This is a genomic window from Streptomyces sp. TLI_171 (genome assembly GCF_003610255.1).
GTDB lineage: Bacteria > Actinomycetota > Actinomycetes > Streptomycetales > Streptomycetaceae > Kitasatospora.
The window spans coordinates 89538-110110 of sequence record NZ_RAPS01000002.1; the positions used below are offsets into that span (position 1 = coordinate 89538).

The 20573-nt window shown below is 72.5% G+C and carries 20 protein-coding genes and 3 pseudogenes; 6 read left to right on the forward strand and 17 right to left on the reverse strand.

Annotated features, from left to right (window positions below; all coding sequences use genetic code 11):
• Nucleotides 1-69: 69 nt before the first annotated feature.
• Nucleotides 70-936: a universal stress protein gene (locus BX266_RS36355; RefSeq protein ID WP_180290754.1), complete on the reverse strand. Its 867-nt coding sequence runs from the start codon at nt 934-936 to the stop codon at nt 70-72.
• Nucleotides 937-1250: 314 nt separating this feature from the next.
• On the opposite strand from BX266_RS36355, the gene BX266_RS36360 reads away from it, so the two are divergent.
• On the forward strand, nt 1251-2120 hold the full coding sequence (locus tag BX266_RS36360; protein WP_099907090.1) for a universal stress protein: 870 nt from the start codon (nt 1251-1253) through the stop codon (nt 2118-2120).
• A 79-nt stretch (nt 2121-2199) separates the two neighbouring features.
• Here the strand turns inward: BX266_RS36360 and BX266_RS36365 are convergent, their stop codons facing one another.
• Nucleotides 2200-2964 carry an HPF/RaiA family ribosome-associated protein gene (locus tag BX266_RS36365; protein WP_099907089.1) on the reverse strand — a complete coding sequence of 255 codons (765 nt, stop codon included), beginning with the start codon at nt 2962-2964 and terminating at the stop codon, nt 2200-2202.
• Nucleotides 2965-3403: 439 nt separating this feature from the next.
• Between BX266_RS36365 and BX266_RS36370 the strand changes: the two genes are divergently transcribed.
• On the forward strand, nt 3404-4102 hold the full coding sequence (locus tag BX266_RS36370) for a response regulator transcription factor (protein WP_099907087.1): 699 nt from the start codon (nt 3404-3406) through the stop codon (nt 4100-4102).
• Nucleotides 4103-4619: 517 nt separating this feature from the next.
• Here BX266_RS36370 and BX266_RS36380 read toward each other — a convergent pair.
• From BX266_RS36380 to BX266_RS39190, 7 genes are all read right to left on the reverse strand, one after another.
• Nucleotides 4620-6314 carry a GAF domain-containing sensor histidine kinase gene (locus BX266_RS36380; RefSeq protein WP_099907084.1) on the reverse strand — a complete coding sequence of 565 codons (1695 nt, stop codon included), beginning with the start codon at nt 6312-6314 and terminating at the stop codon, nt 4620-4622.
• Nucleotides 6315-6599: 285 nt separating this feature from the next.
• Complete coding sequence (locus tag BX266_RS41370) at nt 6600-6812, reverse strand: hypothetical protein (RefSeq protein ID WP_399171325.1); 213 nt, start codon at nt 6810-6812, stop codon at nt 6600-6602.
• A gap of 468 nt (nt 6813-7280) precedes the next feature.
• Nucleotides 7281-7676 (reverse strand): hypothetical protein, encoded by a 396-nt coding sequence (locus BX266_RS36390; RefSeq protein ID WP_099908703.1) that lies wholly within the window; start codon nt 7674-7676, stop codon nt 7281-7283.
• Between the two features lie 343 nt (nt 7677-8019).
• On the reverse strand, nt 8020-8523 hold the full coding sequence (locus BX266_RS36395; RefSeq protein WP_143687093.1) for a hypothetical protein: 504 nt from the start codon (nt 8521-8523) through the stop codon (nt 8020-8022).
• A 304-nt stretch (nt 8524-8827) separates the two neighbouring features.
• On the reverse strand, nt 8828-10462 hold the full coding sequence (locus tag BX266_RS36400; protein WP_099907081.1) for a VCBS repeat-containing protein: 1635 nt from the start codon (nt 10460-10462) through the stop codon (nt 8828-8830).
• 158 nt (nt 10463-10620) lie between these two features.
• A complete protein-coding gene (locus BX266_RS36405) occupies nt 10621-11172 on the reverse strand; it encodes a transposase (RefSeq protein ID WP_259465214.1) in 552 nt (183 codons plus the stop codon).
• A gap of 81 nt (nt 11173-11253) precedes the next feature.
• Nucleotides 11254-11397, reverse strand: coding sequence for a hypothetical protein (locus tag BX266_RS39190; protein ID WP_180290753.1), 144 nt, complete (start codon nt 11395-11397; stop codon nt 11254-11256).
• A 204-nt stretch (nt 11398-11601) separates the two neighbouring features.
• Here BX266_RS39190 and BX266_RS36410 point away from each other — a divergent pair, with 204 nt between their 5' ends.
• Nucleotides 11602-11967 carry a PRC domain containing protein gene (locus BX266_RS36410; RefSeq protein WP_099907079.1) on the forward strand — a complete coding sequence of 122 codons (366 nt, stop codon included), beginning with the start codon at nt 11602-11604 and terminating at the stop codon, nt 11965-11967.
• A gap of 91 nt (nt 11968-12058) precedes the next feature.
• On the opposite strand, the gene BX266_RS39195 is transcribed toward BX266_RS36410, so the two are convergent.
• Complete coding sequence (locus tag BX266_RS39195) at nt 12059-12208, reverse strand: hypothetical protein (protein ID WP_180290752.1); 150 nt, start codon at nt 12206-12208, stop codon at nt 12059-12061.
• Nucleotides 12209-12403: 195 nt separating this feature from the next.
• Nucleotides 12404-12811 carry a hypothetical protein gene (locus BX266_RS36420; protein WP_143687091.1) on the reverse strand — a complete coding sequence of 136 codons (408 nt, stop codon included), beginning with the start codon at nt 12809-12811 and terminating at the stop codon, nt 12404-12406.
• 62 nt (nt 12812-12873) lie between these two features.
• On the opposite strand from BX266_RS36420, the gene BX266_RS39200 reads away from it, so the two are divergent.
• On the forward strand, nt 12874-13011 hold the full coding sequence (locus tag BX266_RS39200; protein ID WP_180290751.1) for a hypothetical protein: 138 nt from the start codon (nt 12874-12876) through the stop codon (nt 13009-13011).
• Nucleotides 13012-13431: 420 nt separating this feature from the next.
• Here BX266_RS39200 and BX266_RS41375 read toward each other — a convergent pair whose 3' ends face one another.
• Complete coding sequence (locus BX266_RS41375; RefSeq protein WP_399171326.1) at nt 13432-13962, reverse strand: hypothetical protein; 531 nt, start codon at nt 13960-13962, stop codon at nt 13432-13434.
• A gap of 208 nt (nt 13963-14170) precedes the next feature.
• Here BX266_RS41375 and BX266_RS36425 point away from each other — a divergent pair, with 208 nt between their 5' ends.
• Nucleotides 14171-14944 carry an aminoglycoside adenylyltransferase domain-containing protein gene (locus tag BX266_RS36425; RefSeq protein ID WP_099907074.1) on the forward strand — a complete coding sequence of 258 codons (774 nt, stop codon included), beginning with the start codon at nt 14171-14173 and terminating at the stop codon, nt 14942-14944.
• A 293-nt stretch (nt 14945-15237) separates the two neighbouring features.
• Here BX266_RS36425 and BX266_RS40580 read toward each other — a convergent pair.
• Nucleotides 15238-15501: pseudogene (locus BX266_RS40580) on the reverse strand (transposase); the annotation flags it as partial.
• A 4-nt stretch (nt 15502-15505) separates the two neighbouring features.
• Here BX266_RS40580 and BX266_RS40585 point away from each other — a divergent pair.
• Nucleotides 15506-15758 (forward strand): annotated as a pseudogene (locus tag BX266_RS40585) (IS701 family transposase); the annotation flags it as partial.
• 81 nt (nt 15759-15839) lie between these two features.
• Here the strand turns inward: BX266_RS40585 and BX266_RS36435 are convergent.
• The 4 genes and pseudogenes from BX266_RS36435 to BX266_RS36455 all read right to left on the reverse strand — a co-directional run.
• Entirely contained in the window at nt 15840-16817 is a 978-nt protein-coding gene (locus BX266_RS36435) for a phosphotransferase family protein (RefSeq protein WP_218969308.1), read from the reverse strand.
• Between the two features lie 172 nt (nt 16818-16989).
• Nucleotides 16990-18777, reverse strand: a complete 1788-nt coding sequence (locus tag BX266_RS36440) for a hypothetical protein (protein ID WP_099907069.1) — start codon at nt 18775-18777, stop codon at nt 16990-16992.
• Nucleotides 18778-19160: 383 nt separating this feature from the next.
• Nucleotides 19161-19841, reverse strand: a complete 681-nt coding sequence (locus tag BX266_RS36450) for a hypothetical protein (protein ID WP_099907068.1) — start codon at nt 19839-19841, stop codon at nt 19161-19163.
• 475 nt (nt 19842-20316) lie between these two features.
• Nucleotides 20317-20495: pseudogene (locus tag BX266_RS36455) on the reverse strand (LexA family protein); the annotation flags it as partial.
• Between the last annotated feature and the right edge of the window lie 78 nt (nt 20496-20573).

A 20573-nucleotide genomic window follows, 5' to 3' on the forward strand; every position in this document is an offset into this window, starting at 1 on the left:
CGGGCGCCCGGCGACGCGGCGCGCGGGCGGCCGGGACCGTGCGGGTCCCGGCCGCGGCCGCCGTCCGGTTCAGGCGTGCGGGACGACCGCCACCGGGCCGTGGGCGTGGTGGACGACCGCGTGCGCCACCGGCCCCGGCTTCGGCGCGGCCGTCGGGTGGGCCGGCGCGCGCCGGCCCAGGACCAGCAGGTCCGCGCTGCGCGACGCCTCCAGCAAGGTCCGGGCCGCGCCCCGACCGGAGACCTCCGCCTCGGTGCGCACCTCGGGGAACTTCCCCCGCCAGTGGACCAGCGCGTCCCGCAGGCGCACCGTCCTGGACTCCACCAGGGACCGGCGGATCTCCTCCGGTCCGACCGGGGCGTCGGTCCGCAGCGGCGCGTCCGGTTCGACCCGGCCCTCCAGTGCCCGCAACGGGACTCCGCGCCGTGCTGCCTCCTCGAAGGCGAACTCCAGGACGGCGTCCGACTGCCGGTCGCCCCGCAGGCCGACCACGACCCCGCCGCTCCCGCCGTCCGGGCCCGCGGCGCCCACCGGAACCAGGACGACGGGGCAGCGCGCCTCCCCCGCCGCGCGCAGCGCGACGGACCCCAGGAGCCGCCCGGTGACCACGCCCGGCCCCGTGGAGCCGAGCACCAACAGCCCCGCCCGCTCCCCGGCGGCAACCAGCGTGGACCACGGGTGCCCGGGGACCACCCCGCAGGAGACGTCCAGCTGCGGCAGCGCGTGCGCGATCTCCGCCCGGAGCGCCACCGCGAAGTCCGGCAGCCGCTCCGCGGCCGCCTCCGGGTGCGGCAGGCCGCTGCCCTCCGGCACCACGTGCACCAGCCGCAGCGGGACGCGGCGGCGCAGGGCGTCGGACGCCGCCCAGCGGGCCGCCGCAGCGCTCTCGGCGGACCCGTCGACACCGACGACCACGACGGAAACGGAATCGGACATGGTGCGACCTCCGGGGATCGGGCTTCGTCCGGGCACCCGTGCGCCCGGCTCCTCCCCGGCAGGTTCGTCCCGGGCCGGGCCCGGGGGCATGGGCCGGGCAGTACCCGGCGCGCGCCGAAGGTCCTCGGGCGGCCCGGGGCGCGGCTGCTCACCGCGGCCGTGCGCTCCGGTGAGCAGCCGCCCCCTCCGGGACCTTGGGCCCCGCCCGCGGGCCCGCCCGGCCCTGGGGCGGCGGGCCGTCCTCGGCGAGGCTGTCCGCGGTCCCGGGCGGCTGCGCCCGGGGGTCCCGCGACGACGGAAAGCAGGGCACTGCCATGAGCGAGTACATCCTGGCCGGTACCGACGGCTCGGCCGAGAGCGCCGCGGCGGCGCGGTGGGCGGCCGACCAGGCGGTGCGCCGCGGCCGCGCCCTGCGCCTCGTCCACGCCTGGACGTGGGGGGACGACGGCCACGCCGATCCCACCCGGCCGGCGGAGGTCCGGAACCTGACCGGACGCATGCTCACCGATGCCGCGCAGCAGGTGCGTTCGACCCACCCCGGACTGGAGGTGCACGCCGACCTGCTGACGGACGACGAGCCCGTGACGGCCCTCCTCGCCGCCGCGGCGGAGGCCGAGCTGCTGGTCCTCGGCTCGCTGGGCCTGGGCGGCTTCGAGGGCCTGCTGGTCGGCTCGGTCGGCCTCGCGGTCGCGGCGCGGTGCGAGGTGCCCGTCGCGCTGGTCCGGGCCCCGCAGCCCCGGCAGGACGGGGCCCGCGACACCGCCGAGGTGGTCGTGGGTGTGGACACCCGTGCCCCGGCGGACGAGGTCCTCGACTTCGCCTTCCGGGAGGCCGCGGCGCGCGGCGCGGTGCTTCGCGCGGTCCACGGCTGGACCCCGCCCCCGGTGTGGGGCTACGCGGGCCGGGTGGCGCCGCAGGTCGAGAGCGAGCAGTTCCGCGTGCTCGAGGCCGGGCTGCTCGGCCAGGCGCTGGGCGGGTGGCGGGATGAGTACCCGCACGTCCCGGTGGTCGAGGACAACCGGATCGGCAGCGGCGGCGGCGCGGTGGTGGAGGCGTCCGGCGGCGCCGCCCTCGTGGTGGTGGGCCGCCACGGTCGGCACCGCCTCGGCGCGCGCCTCGGCCCGGTCGCCCACGCGGTGATCCACCATGCCGCCTCGCCCGTCGCCGTCGTCCCGCACGACTGATCCGGCGCGGACCGCGAGGGCCTCGGTGCCGCACCCGCCTGGAGCGGGTCGGCACCGAGGCCCTTCCGTGTCGCGGCCGTCACCGCGCGGGCGTGATCAGGCCGTAGTGGCCGTCGTAGCGGTGGTACAGGACGCTGCCGCGGCCGCTGGGGCCGTCGGTGAAGAAGACGAACGGCAGGCCGGTCAGGTCGAGTCGCCGGACGGCTTCGGCGACGGTCAGTTCGGGCCCGGCGTGGTGACTCGCCGGGATGTCCGGTTCCACCTGCGGCGCCGCTCCGGCGGTGGCGATCCGGTACGCCCCCGCCGCGCCGTCGTGGTGGACGACGCTGTCGCAGCCGGTCGTCGCGTCGGTGTAGAGGTGGAAGTCGTAGTCCATCGCCTCCATCTCCAGCACCGCTTCCCACGTGGTGCGCCGCGCCAAAGCGTAGGACTTGTGCCGCACGATGCGGCGGTCCTCGCCGTCCAACTCGCGGCGCTGCGGCCGGTGTTCGCGCCCAGTGGGGGTACGTTCGGCGGTCCGGCCGTGACCGCGCCGACCGCGCAGCCGGGCGATCCTGGCCTGGAGCCGCTCCTGCAGGAGGTCGACGGCCTCCTGCATGTTGGCGGCGGCCACGTGGGCGCGCACGGGGCGGCCGTTCAGGTCGACCGTGGCCTGTGCGATCGACGGCTCGGCGACCGCGTGGTGGGGCTCCTGGGTGAGCTTCACCCGGACGGCGAGGACCGGCTCGTCGAGCCGGGCGAGGACGGCGAGCAGCTTCGTCCGGGCGTAGTCGGGCGCGGCGAGGGTGACCTCGCCGCGGGTGGTCACCGCGATCTCGGTGTCGGGTCGGGTCCGCAGGCTCATGGCGGTGTCCTTCCAGGTGTGTCGGACGGTGGTGGGCGCCGCGACGGAGTTGTCGGACGACCGGGCTCGGGGCTCCTTCGCCGGATGCCGGAGGGGCCGGACGGGGTGCCCGGTCGCGCCGGTCGCCCACGGTGAGGATCCTCGGACCGGGGGCGGGGGCCGTCCCAGGGACCTGGGGTCCCGGTTCCGGCGCCGGCGGTCCCGGGCTGGTGCCCCGGTGGTCCCGGACCGGGGCCGTCACGGTTCGCGGGACGCCCGCTGCGCGGTGGGCCGGAGGCCGTCCATCGGGCGACGGGCAGCGGGCGGCGGGCGGCGGTTTCGCTGTGGTTTCGCTGCGACAGGGGACCTCCGGCCCTACCGGCGCGCGCCCGCGTGCGACAGACTCATGCCAAACGTCGCCCGCACACTCCGGTGCCGCGGCCAGGAGTGCGGAGAAGCGATGACCGAAAGCGCGCCGGAGAAGTCGACCGCGCCCGTCAGGGTGTTCCTCCTCGACGACCACGAGGTGGTCCGCCGGGGCGTGCACGACCTGCTGGACGCCGAGCCCGACCTGCAGGTGGTCGGCCAGGCCGCCACCGCCGAGCAGGCCGTGGCCCGCGTCCCCGCCCTGCGGCCCGACGTCGCGATCCTGGACATGCGGCTGCCCGACGGCGACGGCGTGACCGTCTGCCGGGAGCTGCGCTCGCGCATGCCCGACCTCGCCTGCCTGATGCTCACCTCCTTCGACGACGAGGAGGCGCTGCTCGACTCGATCATGGCCGGGGCCGCTGGCTACGTCCTCAAGCAGATCAGCGGGACCGACCTGGTCTCCGCGGTGCGGACCGTGGCCTCTGGGCAGTCGATGCTGGACCCCGGCGCCACCACCCGTCTGATGGCCCGGCTGCGCGGAAGCGCTCCCTCCCAGGCCCCCGCCTTCCCGGACCTGACCGACCGCGAGCGGGAGATCCTCGCGCTGATCGGCGAGGGCCTGACCAACCGGCAGATCGGCGAGCGGGTGTACCTCGCCGAGAAGACCGTCAAGAACCACATTTCCCGGCTGCTCGCCAAGCTCGGCGTGGAGCGCCGGGTGCAGGCCGCCGTCATCGCCACCCAGACCCTCGCCGCCCGGGGCCACGAGGCCGGGCGTCCCGTGCGCTGAGCCGGTCGGCGCGCTGAGCCGGTCGGCCGCGGCCCGGGGACGATCGGCCCCTCCCCCGTCGGCGAGCGCCGCACGAGCATGGGGGCATGACACCCGACGCCATGACGCCACTGGACGAGCGGCAGTGCCTGCGGCTGCTGGCCGGCGCCTCGGTCGGCCGGCTCGTCTACTCAGTCGGCGCTGCCCGCCGTCCTCCCCTTCCGGTACCGGCTCTCCCCCGACGGCTGCGTGAAGTTGAGCACCGGTGCCGACAGTGCGCTCGTCCGGGCGGTGTCCGGGGCGCTGGTCGCCTTCGAGGCCGGTGAGGTGGCCGAGAGCGACGGGGGCGGGTGGAGCGTGACCGTCCTCGGCCGGGCCGAGGTGGACGCGGCGCCCGTCGCGGCGGCCCCGGGGCCGGCCGGGTGTCCATCCGGATCCGGCCGGAGCTGCTGCGGGGCCGCGTCCTGCCGGCCGCGCCGACGGAACCCTCCGGCCGGGAGGGGTGGCCGCCTGCGCGGTGAGTGCGCCGCCGCCCGGGTCAGCCCAGCGGGACCGACCACACCAGCGCGGTGCCGCCGTCAGGCGGGCTCGTCAGCTCCAGCGTTCCGCCGAGGCCCTCCGCGCGCTCGGCGAGGTTGCGCAGGCCGCTGCGTCGGCCCTGGGCCGGGATGCCGATGCCGTCGTCGCGCACGCTCAGCGAGACCCGCGTCCCGGTGGCCTGGAGGCCCACCTCGACCCGGTGGGCCTTCGCGTGCCGGGCCGCGTTGCTCAGCGCCTCCCCCAGCACCGCCACCACGTGGTCGGCGACCTGCACCGGGACGTCGGTGTCGAGCAGTCCCTCCATGCTGAGCCGGGGCGCGAAGCCCAGCGACGGCTGGGCCTCCTCGACCACGCGCACCACCTGGGCCCGCAGGCCCTGACCCGCGCCTTCCTCCCGCACCCGCAGGCCGAAGATCGTCGAACGGATGATCTTGATGGTCTCGTCCAGGTCGCCGACCGCCCGCAGCACCCGGTCCGAGGCACCGGGGTGGTCGATGAACCGGGTCGCGCTCTGCAGTGTCATCCCGGTGGCGAACAGCCGCTGGATTGCCAGGTCGTGCAGGTCCCGGGCGATCCGGTCGCGGTCCTCCAGCATCGCCAACTGCTCGGCGTCACGCCGGCGTTCGGCCAGCTCCAGCGCGAGGGCCGCCTGACCGGCGAAACCCAGCAGCGGGGCGATCTCCTCCTCCCTGAAGGGCTGCTCCCCCGACCGCCGGGCGAGCAGCAGCACGCCGCCCACCTCTCCGGTGGCCAGGCCCAGTGGCACCGCCACGGCGGGCCCGAGCCCCTCGAACCGTCGCGGACCGGCGGCCAGCCGTGGGTCCGCGGACAGGTCGTCGGTCGCCGCCGGGGAGCCCTGGGCGCACGCCTCGCCCGACAGCGAGCCCTCCAACGGCACCACCAGACCCAGACGCCCGGCCGCGTCCCCGCCGAGCGCGAGTTCCACCCGCACCGCATCGGCGCCGGGCACGGGGACGGATACGTCCGCCAGCTCGGACCTCGTGATCTCCCGGGCCCGCTGCGCGATCAGGCCGAGCACGTCCGTGCGGGCGGAGCCGGACAGCAGGCCGCGGGTGATCTCGGCACTGGCGCTCAACCAGCGCTGCTGGCGCTGCGCCTCCTCGTACAGGCGGGCGTTGTCGATCGCCACCCCCGCGGCCACCGCCAGGGTCGACAGCACCGACTCGTCGTCCGCGTCGAACTCCTCGCCGCCCCGCTTGTCGGTGAGGTAGAGGTTCCCGAAGACCTTGTCGCGCACCCTCACCGGCACGCCGAGGAAGGTCCGCATGGGCGGGTGGTTCGCCGGGAACCCGTACGAGGCGCCGTGCGCCGACAGCTCCGCCAGGCGCAGCGTCTCGGGGTGGTGGATCAGCTCGCCCAGGATGCCCCGGCCGGTCGGGTAGGACCCGATCCGCGCGATCTCCTCCTCGGACAGGCCCACGGTGAGGAACTCGGACAGCGTCGTGCCGTCCGGACCGATCACCCCGAGCGCCGCGTACCGGGCGTCCACCAGGACTGCGGCCGCCTCCACGATGCGCCGCAGCGCCTGGGTGAGGTCCAGCTCCCGCCCCACCGACAGCACGGCCTCCAGCAGGCTGTGCACCCGGTCCCGGGTGCCCCGGGCCGCGTCGATGCGAGCCTGGAGCTCCTCCAGCAGTTCGTCCAGCCGCAGCTGCGGAACCCGCGACCGCATCCCGTCCCCGCCCAAGGTAAGCCTCCTCGCCCGTCCACCCGACCGGCCGATTCTCGCAGACCCCGACCGCGCCCCGGCCGGGCGGACCGCTCAGTGCGCCCGCGTTCAAGGACTTCCTCCTCCTCAGTGCGTTCCAGCAGGCCCGCGTGGTGGCGGTGCCGGTGGTCGTCGGCTCGCTGGGCCGCATCCCGGTGGTGCTCTGACCGACCGGTTCGGCGGGCGGGTGATGTTCCCGCTGGTGTCGGCCACGACCATCGCCCCGGTGCTGTACCCGGGGTGGGGCGGTCACGCGTCGCTGGACGGGCTGCTGGTCGGCGGGTTCTTCCTTGGTTCTTCCTCGGGATCGGCGGCACCGCGTTCGTGGTGCGCGTGCCGTTCGTCAATGCCTGGTTCCCTCCCCGGCGGCGGCTGGCGATCGGCGTGTTCGGCGTCGGCATGGGCGGCACCGCCGTCAGCGCTCACCACCGTCGCGCTGGTCGGGGCCCACGGGATGGCCACGCTGTTCACGGTGACCGCGATCGTGCTCGCGCTGTACGCGGTGCTGGCCGCGCTGCTGCTGCGGGACTCACTGGACCGGGCCGCACCGATCGGCTCCACGGCCACGCGGCTGGCACCGTGCGGTTGAAGGTCACCTGGCAGGCGTCCGCGCTGTACGCGGTGGCCTTCGGCGGGTAGGTGGCCTTCTCCGTCTACCTGCCGACCTACCTCACGACCGGCTACGGGCTCGCCCAGGCCGATGCGGCCGACCGGATGGCCGGCCTCGCGCGTGGTGCCCCGCATCAGCGCCCGGAGGCACGCGGTCGCTCAGGGAGCCGCGCCAGCATGCTGGAGGTTGTCCCGTAACGCCTGGCCGCAGTCGACGTGAGGCCACGTGTCCGCCCACTCGACTGCTCTCCAGAGCTGAGGGGTTCTGCAGGTAGTGGCAGACATGGTCGGACGCGGCTCCGCTCAGGTGAACGAAGCCACTCAGGGCTCGGACGAGCCCATCGCATCAGGTCGTCGGGCGCGGTTGACACCGCTGCACGCCAGGAGTTCAGTCCCAGTGGCGTCGAAGTACAGATTGAAGAACCAGGGCCGGTCCGCCGCGTCGATGGTCCCGCTACGCAATTGCTCACCGCGGTGCCGTGCAAGGATCTCGACCGTCTCGTCGAGGCCGAGGATCTCCTGCAGACCACGGGCCGTCGACCGTCTCAACCTCGTTGCGGCGATACCGGCAAGCATCCACTGAGGCACCGCCCGGTCCGAGACCCACACGTCGGCACCGGCAGCGATGGCCTCGCGTGCCGGCTTGCACGCGCTGGTCTGTTCGGTGAGCATCGCGGCGATGTCGGGCCGGTGCGAGGGCTCGACTTCGGGGGCCATGCGGTGACTGTAGAGACCGATCGAGCGCGTTGCCACCGAATTCGGCTTGGCAGGCACCTTCGGCCACGGGCGGAGCTTCCCTGGCGCAGTGGCTGCACCACGAACAAGGGATGCCGGGCTCACCGCGACTTCCCGCGCGGCGCCCACGAGGGTGCCACGCCGCAGGGCGGTGCCACCCTCTGCCTTCCCCGCCACCGGACCCGCTGAAGTCAGCCCCAGCGTGGATGCAGGTCGCTGCCGGCCGACGGTGCGCAGCCGTTCAGCGCTTCCGGAGGGTGGTGTCCGTCCCCTGTCCCGCCTGGCACAGCTGTGACGCGCGGTCGGGGCGTTGAGTGCCGGGACGTCAGGAGCCGGAACCCTTTTGGAACCGCTTGGCGAGTGCCGGGTCCGACTCCCACCACAGGCCGGCTCCCTCAGCGTCTTCTGTATCGGCCCGGGCGGAGTGCGGGACCCCGCCCTCGGTTTCGGGTGCGCCGTCGGCTCGCACCCGGAACATCAGACCGGGGACCGCGAAGAACACCGCACCGAGCAGCAGGATGCCCGCGATCGCGAAGACCGGGGGGACGGCGATCCCGGCCAGGAGTGGAAGCACGAGGGCGACGCCGAGCCCGGTCCCGCGGGCCGTGACCGAACAGTCCCGGCCTTCTGCCACCTCGACGCTCACCGTGTTGGAGCGGGTGCGGTCCTTCGCCGTGACCCGCACCAGATGGGCGCCGGCGCTCGCCGGGAACTGCGCACTCTCCCCCTGCTTCACTCGGCCGACCTTCACTCCGTCGACGACGACGCCGAACGTCCCCGCCCGGCCGAGCCCTGGCTGCTCGGCGTGCACCACGATGGTTCCGGTCATCAAGACCCCTTGTTCTGCTGATCATGTGTGAAATCGCGGCAAGGATAGGGCGTTTACGCTCTGGCCGGACCCGCCCCCGGCACGGCCGGGTCCTATCTGCTCAGAAACCGGGCGGTATGAGCGTCGCCCGACGAGGTGCTCCAGAACGGTCCCCGACCTCGACGCCAGTGCCTGGGCGGTCGAGTGACGGTGTCCCCAGGACTGCGGCACGTCCTGCGCTCCTTCCCGGCGGCCCTCGCCGAGAGCGGCGGGCGCTACTGACCTACGGTGGGGTGCCGGCTGTCGGCACCCCACCGACTCCGGGTCAGCCCGCCAGGTTGCCGGCGTCCCGGGCGGTGACGGCCGGGGCGCCGCTGTCGAGTCCTGTCACCAGGTGGGCGGTGACGCGGCCCGTGCCGTCCACCGTCCACAGGTCGGGAGTGCCGTCGGTGTCGACGTCGGCGGCCCGCAGGGTGAGGTCGGCACCGGTGTTCCAGCCGGTGGCGACGGGGAACGCCCGGTAGCTGAGGGCGCCGCTGCCGGGGTCGACGGCGAGGTCCTTCCACAGGTCGAGCTCGCCGGTGGACTTCTTCCACAGGTAGAGCGCGGTGCCGGTGCCGCCGCCCGGGGCCGGGAGCTCGGTGGAGGCGATCGTCCAGTCGTTCCAGTTCCGGTCGCCGTCCGGGGTCAGGGCGGTCAGCGGGCGCGGGTAGTCGTAGGTGCCGGTCGTCCAGCCGGACGCGTAGAGGGTGAGGGAGGCGGCGCCGGAGTCGTCCGGGGCGATGCCCAGCAGGTCGGCGTGGCCGGTGCCGCGGCCGGAGACGTTCCCGGCCTCGACGACCTGGGACGGGGCGCTGCCGCCGAACCAGTCGGTGAGGTACCCGCGCGCGCCGCTGCCGGGGAGCGGGCCGCCACTGCCGTTGCCGGCCAGCACCAGGGCCAGGCCCGCGCGCGGGCCGGTCGGCCAGTAGACCAGGACGTCCTGGAACGAGCTGCCGGTGAACCGCCCGGTGAGGGCGATCGTGCCGTCGAAGTCGCCCGCGTCCGGCTCGGTGCCGAAGCCCGTCCCGTTGACGCCGATGTCGTGCGCGGTGCCGACCCGCCCGTCACCGAGGCCCGGGGCGGACCACAGGCCGGAGGGCAGGCCGGACCGGCCGCCGATGGTGACCAGGTCGGGCCGGCCGTCGCCGTCCAGGTCGCCGGTGGTCAGGTTCGGCGGCGGGGCGGTGGCCGTGAAGGAGAGCGTGGTGCGGCCCCCTTGGTTCCCGCCCGGCGAGAGGCTGGTGACGCTGAGCGTGTCGACGTCGCGCGGGGCGGTGAACGTGAACGAGGCCCGGCCCGCGGCGTCCGCGGGCACGTCCACCCAGGGGGCCTCGTTCAGCTGGAAGCGGTAGCCCGCGGGCACCGTGCCATCGGCGGGCGGTGCGACGGCGACAGTGACCGGCCGCCCGATCACGGCGCCGGTCGGCGCGGCGACCACCGGCGCGCCCTGGCGGGTCGGGTCGAAGCTGAACCGGCAGGTGCTCCAGGCGCTGTGCTGCCCGGAGGCGACCGTCCGGACCTTCCACACGAAGTCGGTGATCCGCCCGCCCGCGGCCGCGAACAGCACGTCGCGCGGTACCGCGTAGCGGGCCTGCTGCCCGGCCTGGACGGACAGTTGGCCCGGGCCCGTCCCGGCGACCACGTCCTCGTCGTGGGCCGCGGTGGTGATCCTGAACTCGGCGCTCAGCGCGTCCAGGCCGGACGTCGGACCGTCGATCCGGGCCGAGAAGGTGACGGAGGTGTCGCCCAGCATCGTCCCGCCCGCGCAGGCGGTGCTCGGCGAGGTGGACGGCAGGGCCGGCGCGGGCAGGTCGGCGGTGGCCGCGGCGGCGGGCTGAGCGATCAGACCGGCGGCCAGCAGCACGCCGAAGGCGGCCGCGGAGAGGGCGGAACGGTGACGCGATGGTGCGGAACGCACGGGCGGGTTCGCTTTCGACAGGGGGCCGATGGGCCCCGACCGCCGGACACGATAGGGCCAGGACGGTTCGCGTGCAGGGTATTTCTTCGACGTCCTCCAGGCCCTAAAGGACCTGGATTCCTGCCACGGTCGTCTGACCCTCTCGGTGGGTTCCTGCTTCACGGGGCGGTGCCGGGACGAGGCCCGGTCTTACCTGCGCTCCACAGGTTTGGCCTGTCCGCCCGTCCGGCGGCCAGGACGTTGCGTGCTGCGTTGATGTCGCGGTCGTGGACGGTCCCGCAGTCGCCGCAGGTCCACTGGCGGACCGAGACGGGCTTGGGGCCGTCCTTGATGCCGCAGGTCGAGCACACCTGAGAGGTGGGCTCGAAGCGGCCGATCCTGCCGAAGTACCGGCCGTGTTTGGCGGCCTTGTATTCCAGCATGGTGACAACCGCCGACCATCCGGCGTCGTGCACGGACTTGGCGAGCCTGGTCCGTCCGAGGCCGGACACCGCGAGGTCTTCCACGTACACCGCTTGGCTCTCGCGGATGATCTTCGTGGACTCCTTGTGGTGCCAGTCCCGGCGGCGGTCGGCCACCTTGGCGTGCTGACGCGCGGCCTTCTTGCGGGCCTTGGCCCGGTTCTTCGATCCCTTCTCGCAGCGGCTCAGCGCCTTCTGCATGCGCTTGAGCTTCTTCTCGGCGCGGCGCAGGAACTTCGGGGAGTCCACCTTTCGTCCGTCGGAGACACCGCAAGCGGGGGATGGCGATCGGCATCACCCAGGCGTCGTTCACCCGGGCCAGGTCGGGGGTCAGCGTCGGTGGCGGGCGGGCCGGTGGCCGGCGCTCTCCACCGGCGGCACGAACCGGCGGGCGCCTCGGTGGCGGCCGCTCGGTCCGTTGGCCACCTCGAAGGCCGCCACCGCGACCAGCACCGCCAGAGCAAGCAGCAGCATCGTGCGGGCCTCCAACTCATCAAGCGGTCAGGTTCCGTGCCGCACCGCCTGCCCCCGATCGACGCGCCGACACCCGCGCTCACCGCCCACGGTGCCGGAACCGGGCCAGCGGCCCCTTGCCGAGGAAAACGTGGGAGTGCGTTCCGGATCGCTGGGGTAGCCGAGCCACCGTCAGAGCGAAACCGACGCGAATGGGAGGCAGTTGTGAGCAGCGGACTGTGGGGCTACGAGGGCGCCGAAGGCTACGCGGCGGGATCCGACCTGACCGGGTACCGGGTAGAGGCGACTGATGGCCACATCGGCAAGGTCGACCGGCACACCGACCTGGTCGACTCCTCGCACATCGTGGTCGACACCGGCCCGTGGATCTTCGGCCGCGAGGTCCTGCTCCCGGCCGGGACCATCACCCGGATCGACGCCGCCGAGGAGACGGTGTGGGTCAACCGGACCAAGGACGAAGTGAAGAACTCCCCCGAGTTCGACAAGGACAAGCACACCGACGACCCGGAGTACCGCCGCCAGGTCGGCGACTACTACACCGACGGCTACACCGGCGGCAGCAACCTCTGACCCATCCCGTATGGCTGTGGCGGGCCCCACTTGGTGGGGCCCGCCACAGCCATACGCGGTCATGCGGCGTCCGGACGGCATTCAGAGGGCGTCAGGGTCGTGCGGCAACGCGCAGGGCCACGTCTTGACGGGCGGTCAGCCGCCGGATCACCAGGATCACGAGGACTGCGGTGACCGGCTCGAGGACGATGTCGATCGGGGTATAGCCACGGGCCTCGTCCAGGTACTGCGAGACGGCCACGCTCCCAACGGTCCAGGCGAGCCGAGCCACCCACCAGGCGTTGATCCACGTACCTCCGGCCGGACCGGCGGACCGCCAGATGCCGAGCGCGACCGGCGTGCTTCCGGCTGCGGGGAGACCAAGCAGCCCCGCCGGGTCAGCGCTGGCGCCCTCTGCACCGGTTCGTTCCACGGGGCCTTCGAGCTTCGGCGCCGGCTACGCACCTGCCTGGATCACGTCGTCGATCTTGTAGTTCGGCACGCTGATGTCCAAGGCCACGTCCAGGGACTTGGCGGTCGCTGCCGTGGGGGCGCTGGGGGCTCCGGGGGTGTAGGTGGCGATGGCGGTGCCGTTCGCGTCCACGACCGCGAGTTCTCCGGGGATGGTGTTGCCGCCGCTGACGACCAGCACGGCAACACCGTCGACGTAGCGCAGACTCAACGTGCCCAGGTTCTCCGCGGCGGGCTGGGTCGCCGGGATCACGTAGTCGGAGTCCTCGGTTGCCGTGCTGTGCGGACCGGGCTCGGGGACGCTGGTTCCCGTGATGTCGCGAGGGGTAATGTCGGGCACGGTGATCCCGATCTGCCGGATGCACGGTGGTGCTGAACGGGTGAAGCCTTCCACCTCGGGCCCGGGTCCATGCCCAGCCGACCTGCTTTGCAGCGAGGGGTTGACCGTCGGCGACCTTGCGCTCGGCCGCGTCCGCGGTCCGTCAGAACGTCCTGGGCCGGTACGCCTTCACCGCCTCCCAGCCCGAGAACGGCCTGCGTCCGCTACGCGACCCGGACGCCGTGGACGACGACACCGGCCCCGGCGGCCGGTAGCCGCGCCCGCGATCGGCCGCTACTAGGAGGAGCCGGTCGAGCAACTGGCAGCCAACGCCAGCGCGCCGGCCGGTGGGTCAGGTTCGAAGGCCTCTGCCGGGCGACCTTGACCGTTTGACAGGCGATCTTGACGGACGGTGGGTTTCTGCCACCTGATCTTGATTGCCGGCGGGGAACTGGCGACGCCTATCGACTGCTCCACCAGGCTGTGGCGGTGCCCGTCGCGGTGGATGCCAGTGTGATCAGCCAGACCGGTACGCGCTGAACAGTCAGGCGCAGACCGCCGCAACGGAAGTCGAGGTACGGGCGCTGCGCGCTGTTCGCGGTGCGGTTTCTGGGCAGCATGGTGTGCGGTCCTCTCGTAGGCCTGGCGACTGCATCGGCGTGTACGCCTGTTGGCTCCTGTCGCGCGCCATTGCGTTACGTGCGGTGGCAGGAGTCCGCACGCCTGCCCGCTCGGCCCGGCGGCCGACGCCGAGTCCAGCAGAGCGCACGGCATCGGTGCCCTCTTCCCGTGCCCTGCCGACGCTGTCGTCGTTGCCCACCACTGAGTCCTGACCGCAGGAACTCCAGTAGCTTGCCAGTCAGGTCGCGGCGCACCGCCACCTGGGGGTGGATCACCATGTGGATGCCGCGGTCCTGACGGATCAGCTCGTAGTAACCAAGTCGATCAGGAAGCCCGTCCGTGACGACCTCGACGACGTTATGGCCGCAGGTGTGACTGCGACCAGTAGGTTGCGAGCCCCAGCGCCAGAAGGGCCAGGTCGCGGGCTTTCTCGAGTGATAGCTTGCGAGCTTCTGCGACCCATGGCTTGCGAGTCCACGACCCGGATCCCCTTGCCGCTGATGAAGCGGCAGCTGTGACTCAGCGCGGTAGCGGTCGCTCGCGGCACCACTACGTGCGCTTTCTCGGTCGGGTCGGCACGACGACGGCTGTCGGCGGACCAGCACGGCATGTGACGGCTGGCGGTGAGCGCACCACCTTCCACCGCTGAAATCTCGATTGCCCGGCAAAAACGGGCGTCGCTACGGTTGCTCTCCATGACGTCCTGCTGCTTCGCCGCCACGTGGATCCGCCGCGCTTGAGCGCGGCGGCAAGCCCTTTCATCTCCGCCGCGCCTGTGAACCCTCACCACTTCAACGGGTACGGAGATCCCCGATGTTCACCCCCTACCGGGAGCTCGACGCGCTCCTGGACGAGTTCGTCCACACGGTCCGCGGCATCCTCGGCGACACGTTCGTCGGTGCCTACCTGCAGGGCTCCTTCGCGCTGGGCGCCGCAGATCTGCACAGCGACTGTGACTTCATCGTCGCGACCACCGTCCTGCCCTCGGGCGTCGCGGAGGCCCGACTCCGGCGACTCCACGACGAGATTCCCACCCGCCCGGGCCTCTGGACCAAACACCTGGAGGGCTCCTACGCGGACACCGCGTCCCTACGCGGCGTCGCCGGGCTCGGGACGCCGTGGCTGTTCTGCGACCACGGCCACCGCGAGCTGACCTGGGACACCCACTGCAACAGTCCGCACGCTCGCTGGATCCTTCGGAACCGCGGCATCACGCTGGCCGGGCCTCCGGCTGCCGAGCTCGTCGACGCGGTGCCGCCCGAGGCTCTGCGCGAATCGATGCGCGCGATGCTGCCCGGTCTCCTGGCCGACCTGCGGACCTGGGCGCGCTTCGACGTGGCCTGGAGTCAACGCTATGCCGTGACCACCTACTGCCGGGTGCTGTTCACTCTGCACACCGGCGAGGTGGCTTCCAAGCGCGGCGCACTGGAGTGGGCATGCGAGACCCTCGACCCGCGCTGGCGACCCCTGTTCGTCCAGGTGATCCAGGACCGGGAGTTGGGCTGGGACCCGGCCGATCCGCCGAGACAGGGCAGCCTCGAAGTGACGTATGCCTTCGCCGCCTATGCGGAGTCATTCGTCGATTGAGGGCGTTGTGCCCTGCCGAACCCGGCCCTCAAGGGTGGGCCGGCAGAGTTCCCGACTCCGTCACGTCAGTCAAGGGTGACCAAACCGCTGACCTGCGGGGACTGGCGAGCACGACAGGTGCCGTGCCAATACGCGGTTCGGCGTCGGCCAGGTCGCCGAGTTCGGCGGCTCGGTCGGCGGAGGTGGCGATGGTGCGCAGCCAGGCGGCGGGGGTGAGCGCGGTGTAGGGGGTTGAGGCCAGCGGTAGTGGGCGGCGGCGAGGGCCCGGCCACGGTCTATCTGTCGGCGTGGGATGTCCAGACCCGCAGCCGCCGCCAGGCGGTGACACCGCTGCACCCGGTCCGATCCGCGGGCACGTCCTGCCAGCTCATGCCCTAGCACAGCACGTAGGCGATGCCGCGAAGCGCCGCACGGTCATCCGCCGGCAGCCGGCCGGGGTGGCGGGGGTGCCTCGGCGGGCGTGGCGGCAGCAGTGGAGCGACCCGCTCCCACGATTCATCGGGCACAAGATCATCCGGCACGAGCAGTACTCTGCCGCCCCGCCCCTCAACTGCCAAGCACCGCTGGACCACCCTGGCCATGCTCGCGCACGCCTTCCTCGCCATCGCCGCCGCCATCGAACGGACCGTCAGCGCCCCGCCGTCCGAACTCGTCCCGCTGACCTGCAGCGAGATCCGACGCCTGTTCACCACCCTGCTGCCCCGACCCGCCCGAGACCTCGCCCACCACCTGCGATGGTCGTCGTGGCGCCGCCACCACCAAGCACGTCTCCCGCACCAGCCGCTACCAGCGGCAAGCAGCCCACCAGCCGTGACCAGCGCTTCAGTTGGCGAGCTTGCGGATCGTGGTGGGCGCGCGCGGCATGTCCGGTCCGGTCCGCCTTGTGCCGTGTGGGTCATGCGGCGCAGTGATGCCGCAGTGCGTCCAGATGAGTGGCCAGGTACTCGCGGCTCCACGCGTAGTGCTCGGGATTGGAGATCCGGAAGCCACGAGGCTCGGCCTCGATGACCAGGATGAGGCCCAGGTAGACGCGGTAGAGCGCGAGCCGGTGGGCCAGGCCGGGGGTGAATTCCAGCTCGCCGCCGGCCTCCCGGTAGCCCGCGACCACCTCACTGCCCTCGCCCGCGGCACCGCCGAACTCCAGGGATACCAGCTCAGCCGCAGGGTCGCCGAAGAACGCCCTTTCGTGGTCGATCAGTCCAGTGATTCGTGTGCCGTCGTGGAAGACATTGCCGGGCCACAGGTCGAAGTGGACGAGCCGTGGCTCGGCCACCTCCGCCAGCCGCTCCTGGGAGGCGGCCACCAGAGCCGTGAATTCCCCGGCCGGAGCGCCGAGTTCGGCTCCGAAGCGCTCGGCGTCCGTCAGCAGGGCGGCCGTCATCAGGCTGAAGGCGGCGGGCCAGTCATCCGCCTGAAGGGCGGACTCGGGTGCGGGGTAACCGAAGCGCCCGTCCGGCGACGGGATCGCGTTGATCAGGGCCGTCAGCTGCCCCAACTCGCGGCGCAGCAGATCGGGTCGGTCCGGTTGCGTCTGGTCCCAGGGGCTGCCGTCGAGCCAGGAAAGCACCAGGTGGTCCACGCCGGCATGCAGCAGCCGAGGTGTCGGCACCCTGGCCCCGGTCGGACTGTTGAGCTGCCGGTAGACCGCGGCCTCGGTGCTGAGGATGCCGCGCTCATAGCGGAGCACCGGCAGGTCCGCGGGCGGGGCGATCTTGACCAGTACGGTCCGGCCGTCGGAGAGCTGGGCGCGGTAGGCGGTGTTGAACATCCCGCCTGTCAATTCCCGCTCCAGCCGCCCGCCTTGGCCCAGCGAGCGGTGCAGCAGCGCGTCCAGTTCGGCGGCGTCCAGGCGCCGCTTGCTCAGGCTCTCCACGTCGCACACCTTAACGAGCAGCGGGCGCACGATCTACAGCCGGAGCATGAGGGCCGTGTGACCGCGTCCGGGGTCCCGGCCGCGGTCCGGGCAGCGACGCAGAGCGCCGTCCGGGCCAGGGGCCGGGTAGAGGCCTGACGTGGCGTCGGTTACCGCGCGATCGGCGGGCGACCTACTCGGTGTCGCCGGTCGTGGCCTCGGCGTCCGCGGGTTCCGCGGAGCTCGTGCCGGTGATCTCGTCCCGCTGGCTGGCGTCGATCGGGGCGTGGCGGCGCCGCTGGAGCTCCTCGCGTTCGGTCTCCGGGATCGCCATCGACTCGGCGAGCACGGCGGCGAGTGCGTCCACGTGAGCGCTGTCGATCTCTGCGCGGAACAGCCACCGGATGCTCTCGTCGCGCGTGATCAGGTCGATCGCCGAACGGTCCCCGCTGGCCTGTGCGCTCGCCGCTCGGACGAACCGCACCCGGTCGACCGGGATGTCCTGCCGGATCTCGCCCTGCCCGAGGAACTCGTCCGTCCTGGCCGTGATGATGCGCCGGTCCGTGACGGCGACCAGGGTCCTCGACCCGGACCTGTCGAGCGCCGCCGCCAGCTTCTCCTTCGCGCCGCCGATGATCGCGGAGATCGGGCCCAGGGCACCGAGCTGCTCCGGGAGCGCGATGGCGCGGAGGCTCTCGCCGTGCTCGAGGAACCAGCGCAGGACGCGCAGGTACGGCGCCGGATCCAGCGACTCGGGTGCGCAGAGAATGTCCGGAACCTCCAGCGGACCGCGCGGGGGCTGGAGCGCGTCGGCCAGCGGCACGATCGCCTCCAGGAGCCGGGCGGAGAGGTCGCGGGCCGCCTTGGTGTCCTTCCGCTTCCCGATCAGCGACGGTGACAGGCCGTCGCGTCCGGGGAGCTCGGCGATGGTCCGCAGTTCGCGGGTCAGCGCGTGGAGCAGCCGGGTGGTCTCGGTGATGGCCGAGTCGAGGTCCGCGCGGGTATCGCGCGCGATCACGTCGGCGTACCGGGCCTCGACGGCGTCCTCGCGGCCGGCGGCGCTCGCCCGTCCGACGCGCAGCGCTTGGTACCCGGTCCACGCCTTGATGGAGGACAGCAGGGCGTTGGTGTCGAAGACGATCGCCTCGGCGCTCGTCTGGAGGTACTCGCGGCGGTGCCGAGCGTCGGGGAGGTCGATCTCCGCGACGTGGGCCCGGACGTTGCGCCGGTACAGGTCGAGCTGCTTCTCCAGCGCCGCGCCGCTGCCCGCGACGTCCTCCCATAGGGAGGCCGGGATCGACTCGAGCTCCCTCGCCTGGTCGATCGCGCGGTCAACGACGGCGACGAGGCCGGTCAGTTCGGCCCACTGCTCGTTGCGGATGGCGGTGAGCACCTGGCCGGTGAGCGCGATGTTGGTCCTGACCAGGCCAGTGATCTCGGTCAGCTGCATCTGCATGGCGACCATGGCCAGGGCCGGCCCGAGGTTGGCCTGCTTCGCCGCGCCCAATGCGCCCATGGGGACAAGGCGAGCCTGGGCGATGATCCTGCCGTTGAGGAACACCGCCCCGAGGTTGGCGCCGTCCTTGACGGCGAGCACCGCCCCGGCGTTCAGCAGGGACTGGGTCGCGCTGCTGAGTCGGTAAAGCCCCTGCGCGCCGGCGAACGCGGTCCTGAGGTTGCCGGCTGCGGTTGCGACGGTGCCGAGCGAAGCGAGGACGGTGGAGATGTGCGTACGGTCGGCGGCCGAGACCAACCCGAAGTCGATCAGGCCCGGCTTGAGTTCCGCCGGGACCTTGCCGAAGACGACGGCGACCCCGGGAATGACCTCCGCCAGGACCGTCGACACCGGCTCGGCGTCGGCCTCCGGGTCGGGCTCCTGACGGATGTCCGGGCCGTCCTCGACCGGTGGGACGGCGGTCATGGTCGCCCCGCCCTCCTCCTTGGGCCCGGTGGTGTCCGTCGAGTCCGAACGGTCCTGCATGCGATCTCCTCCTGCACGCGCAACGGCCAGGCGTCGGTGGCGTTGGCTGCCGAAGTCTACGGCTCGGAGGGCTGCGCCCGAGTGGGAACCCAAGACTCCCGCTGGCTCTCCCCCAGCCGCCGAGCCGGCCAGCCAGTTCGCCCCGACCACCTGTCCCGCTCCTGAGCAAGATCGGCATTCCGGTCGCCGCTGGCGGCGCCGCCATGTGACAGCAACTCCGCGAACTGCCCGTCCCCGTCGTCGCGGACGCCCTCGGCTACCACGACAAGACCACCAGCCGACTCCTCCGATAGAACGGCGGAGCCTGGAGCCGATACGCCGCAGGCGACCACACCCGGTCACCGGCGGGCGGGGCTTCCCATCCACTCACCGACGGTTGACGCTCAAGTCGCGTCCCGGAGCGGCTGCGGGAAGCCGATCTCGGCGATGTCCTCGCTCAGGTCTACCAGGGTGACCTCCGGGTTCAGCGATGACACGAGCTCATGGCTCAGCGGTAGCAAGGCATACACATCGCGCACCGCTTCCAGGTCCACGGAAACCTCGTAGTAGTCCTCGGCGAAGCGCTGGAACGCCTCCGGCGAACGGTCGACCAGGAGCTCGAACAGGCCCGTCGCCCCATCGGGGTCGGACCACCCGGTGGGGAAGTCGATCAGGCCGTGCTGCCACCGATCGTCCGTCGCCTCCCGCCACAGACAGGCCGTCACGACGGGCACGTCGTCTTCATCGGTGAACGCGGGCTCCGTAACGAAGGACTTGAAGACTTCCGGGACCTCGTCGATCACTCCCGGCCAGGGCTCGCCGTCGTTGCCGTACGGGCTCATCGGTGCTTCGTGGTCGAAGCCACGGATACAGGCCCCGGCCCCCGAGAACACGATGGAGTACTCGTCCCCCGAGCCGTTGCGCATCGACGCCATCTCCTTGCCGTCAGCCCAGTCGGCGTTGAAGGAGTAGTACCGGCCTTCCCAGTCCGGGCTCAAAGTCGCATCGAGCATCGCCAGTGAGCGGCACAGGTTCCGCAGGTCGGCGATGGACGGGAGTCGGCGGGCTACGTCATAGACAGTCACGTGCCCATCCAACCGGACACCCCTGACTCCCAGGATCTCTCCCCAAAGCTGTCACGCTCAGTAGCAATACCGGAACGAGGTGGTTCAACTCGCGACGGTTGAATACGCGAGCCCACCAGGTACCGGCCCCATCCTGTGCAGCGGTCGTGCCCGACCTGCTGACTCCCCGTCACTCGGTCGGCCTCGGCGTCCCGAGGGGGATGGTGGTTCAGTCCAGAGCGATGCTACCCACTCGCCGAAGCCCTCCAACGGCACCACTTCGAGGGCCGATGCCACACCGACTGATCAGACCCAGGCCGTGGTTGCGAGAGTGCTCACCATCGGACGCCGGGTGCCAGACCGCGGCCGGTTTCCGCGCAGGTGGATCGCGGACGGCTTCCTGCCTCAGCGGACCGACGGGCTGGTGGGCGTGGGCTTTCGACGCCGACACGGGGCAGGTGGAGGCCAGGGCGGCTCTCCACGTTGGCGCCATGCCCTACAGGCGGCGCATCACCGCGACGACCTTGCCGAGGATGATTGCGCCGTCGCCGGGATGGGCGCGTAGGCGGGGTTGTGGGGCATGAGCCAGATCTTGCCGTCGTCGCGCTTGAGGCGTTTGACGGTGGCTTCGCCGTCGATCATCGCGGCGACGATGTCGCCGGGGCCGGAGCACGGGTGTATGTGCGAGGCGAACTCCTCGACCGCGTCGGACCGTTCGCCGGCCGGGCGGCGGCAGACCAACAGGCACGGGCG

Coding starts and splice junctions, on each gene's coding strand:
- BX266_RS36355 (WP_180290754.1), bottom strand. CDS start 936: ATGTCCGATTCCGTTTCCGTCGTGGTCGTCGGTGTCGACGGGTCCGCC.
- BX266_RS36360 (WP_099907090.1), top strand. CDS start 1,251: ATGAGCGAGTACATCCTGGCCGGTACCGACGGCTCGGCCGAGAGCGCC.
- BX266_RS36365 (WP_099907089.1), bottom strand. CDS start 2,964: ATGAGCCTGCGGACCCGACCCGACACCGAGATCGCGGTGACCACCCGC.
- BX266_RS36370 (WP_099907087.1), top strand. CDS start 3,404: ATGACCGAAAGCGCGCCGGAGAAGTCGACCGCGCCCGTCAGGGTGTTC.
- BX266_RS36380 (WP_099907084.1), bottom strand. CDS start 6,314: ATGCGGTCGCGGGTTCCGCAGCTGCGGCTGGACGAACTGCTGGAGGAG.
- BX266_RS36390 (WP_099908703.1), bottom strand. CDS start 7,676: ATGGCCCCCGAAGTCGAGCCCTCGCACCGGCCCGACATCGCCGCGATG.
- BX266_RS36395 (WP_143687093.1), bottom strand. CDS start 8,523: ATGACCGGAACCATCGTGGTGCACGCCGAGCAGCCAGGGCTCGGCCGG.
- BX266_RS39190 (WP_180290753.1), bottom strand. CDS start 11,397: ATGCTGCTGCTTGCTCTGGCGGTGCTGGTCGCGGTGGCGGCCTTCGAG.
- BX266_RS36425 (WP_099907074.1), top strand. CDS start 14,171: ATGTTCACCCCCTACCGGGAGCTCGACGCGCTCCTGGACGAGTTCGTC.
- BX266_RS36440 (WP_099907069.1), bottom strand. CDS start 18,777: ATGCAGGACCGTTCGGACTCGACGGACACCACCGGGCCCAAGGAGGAG.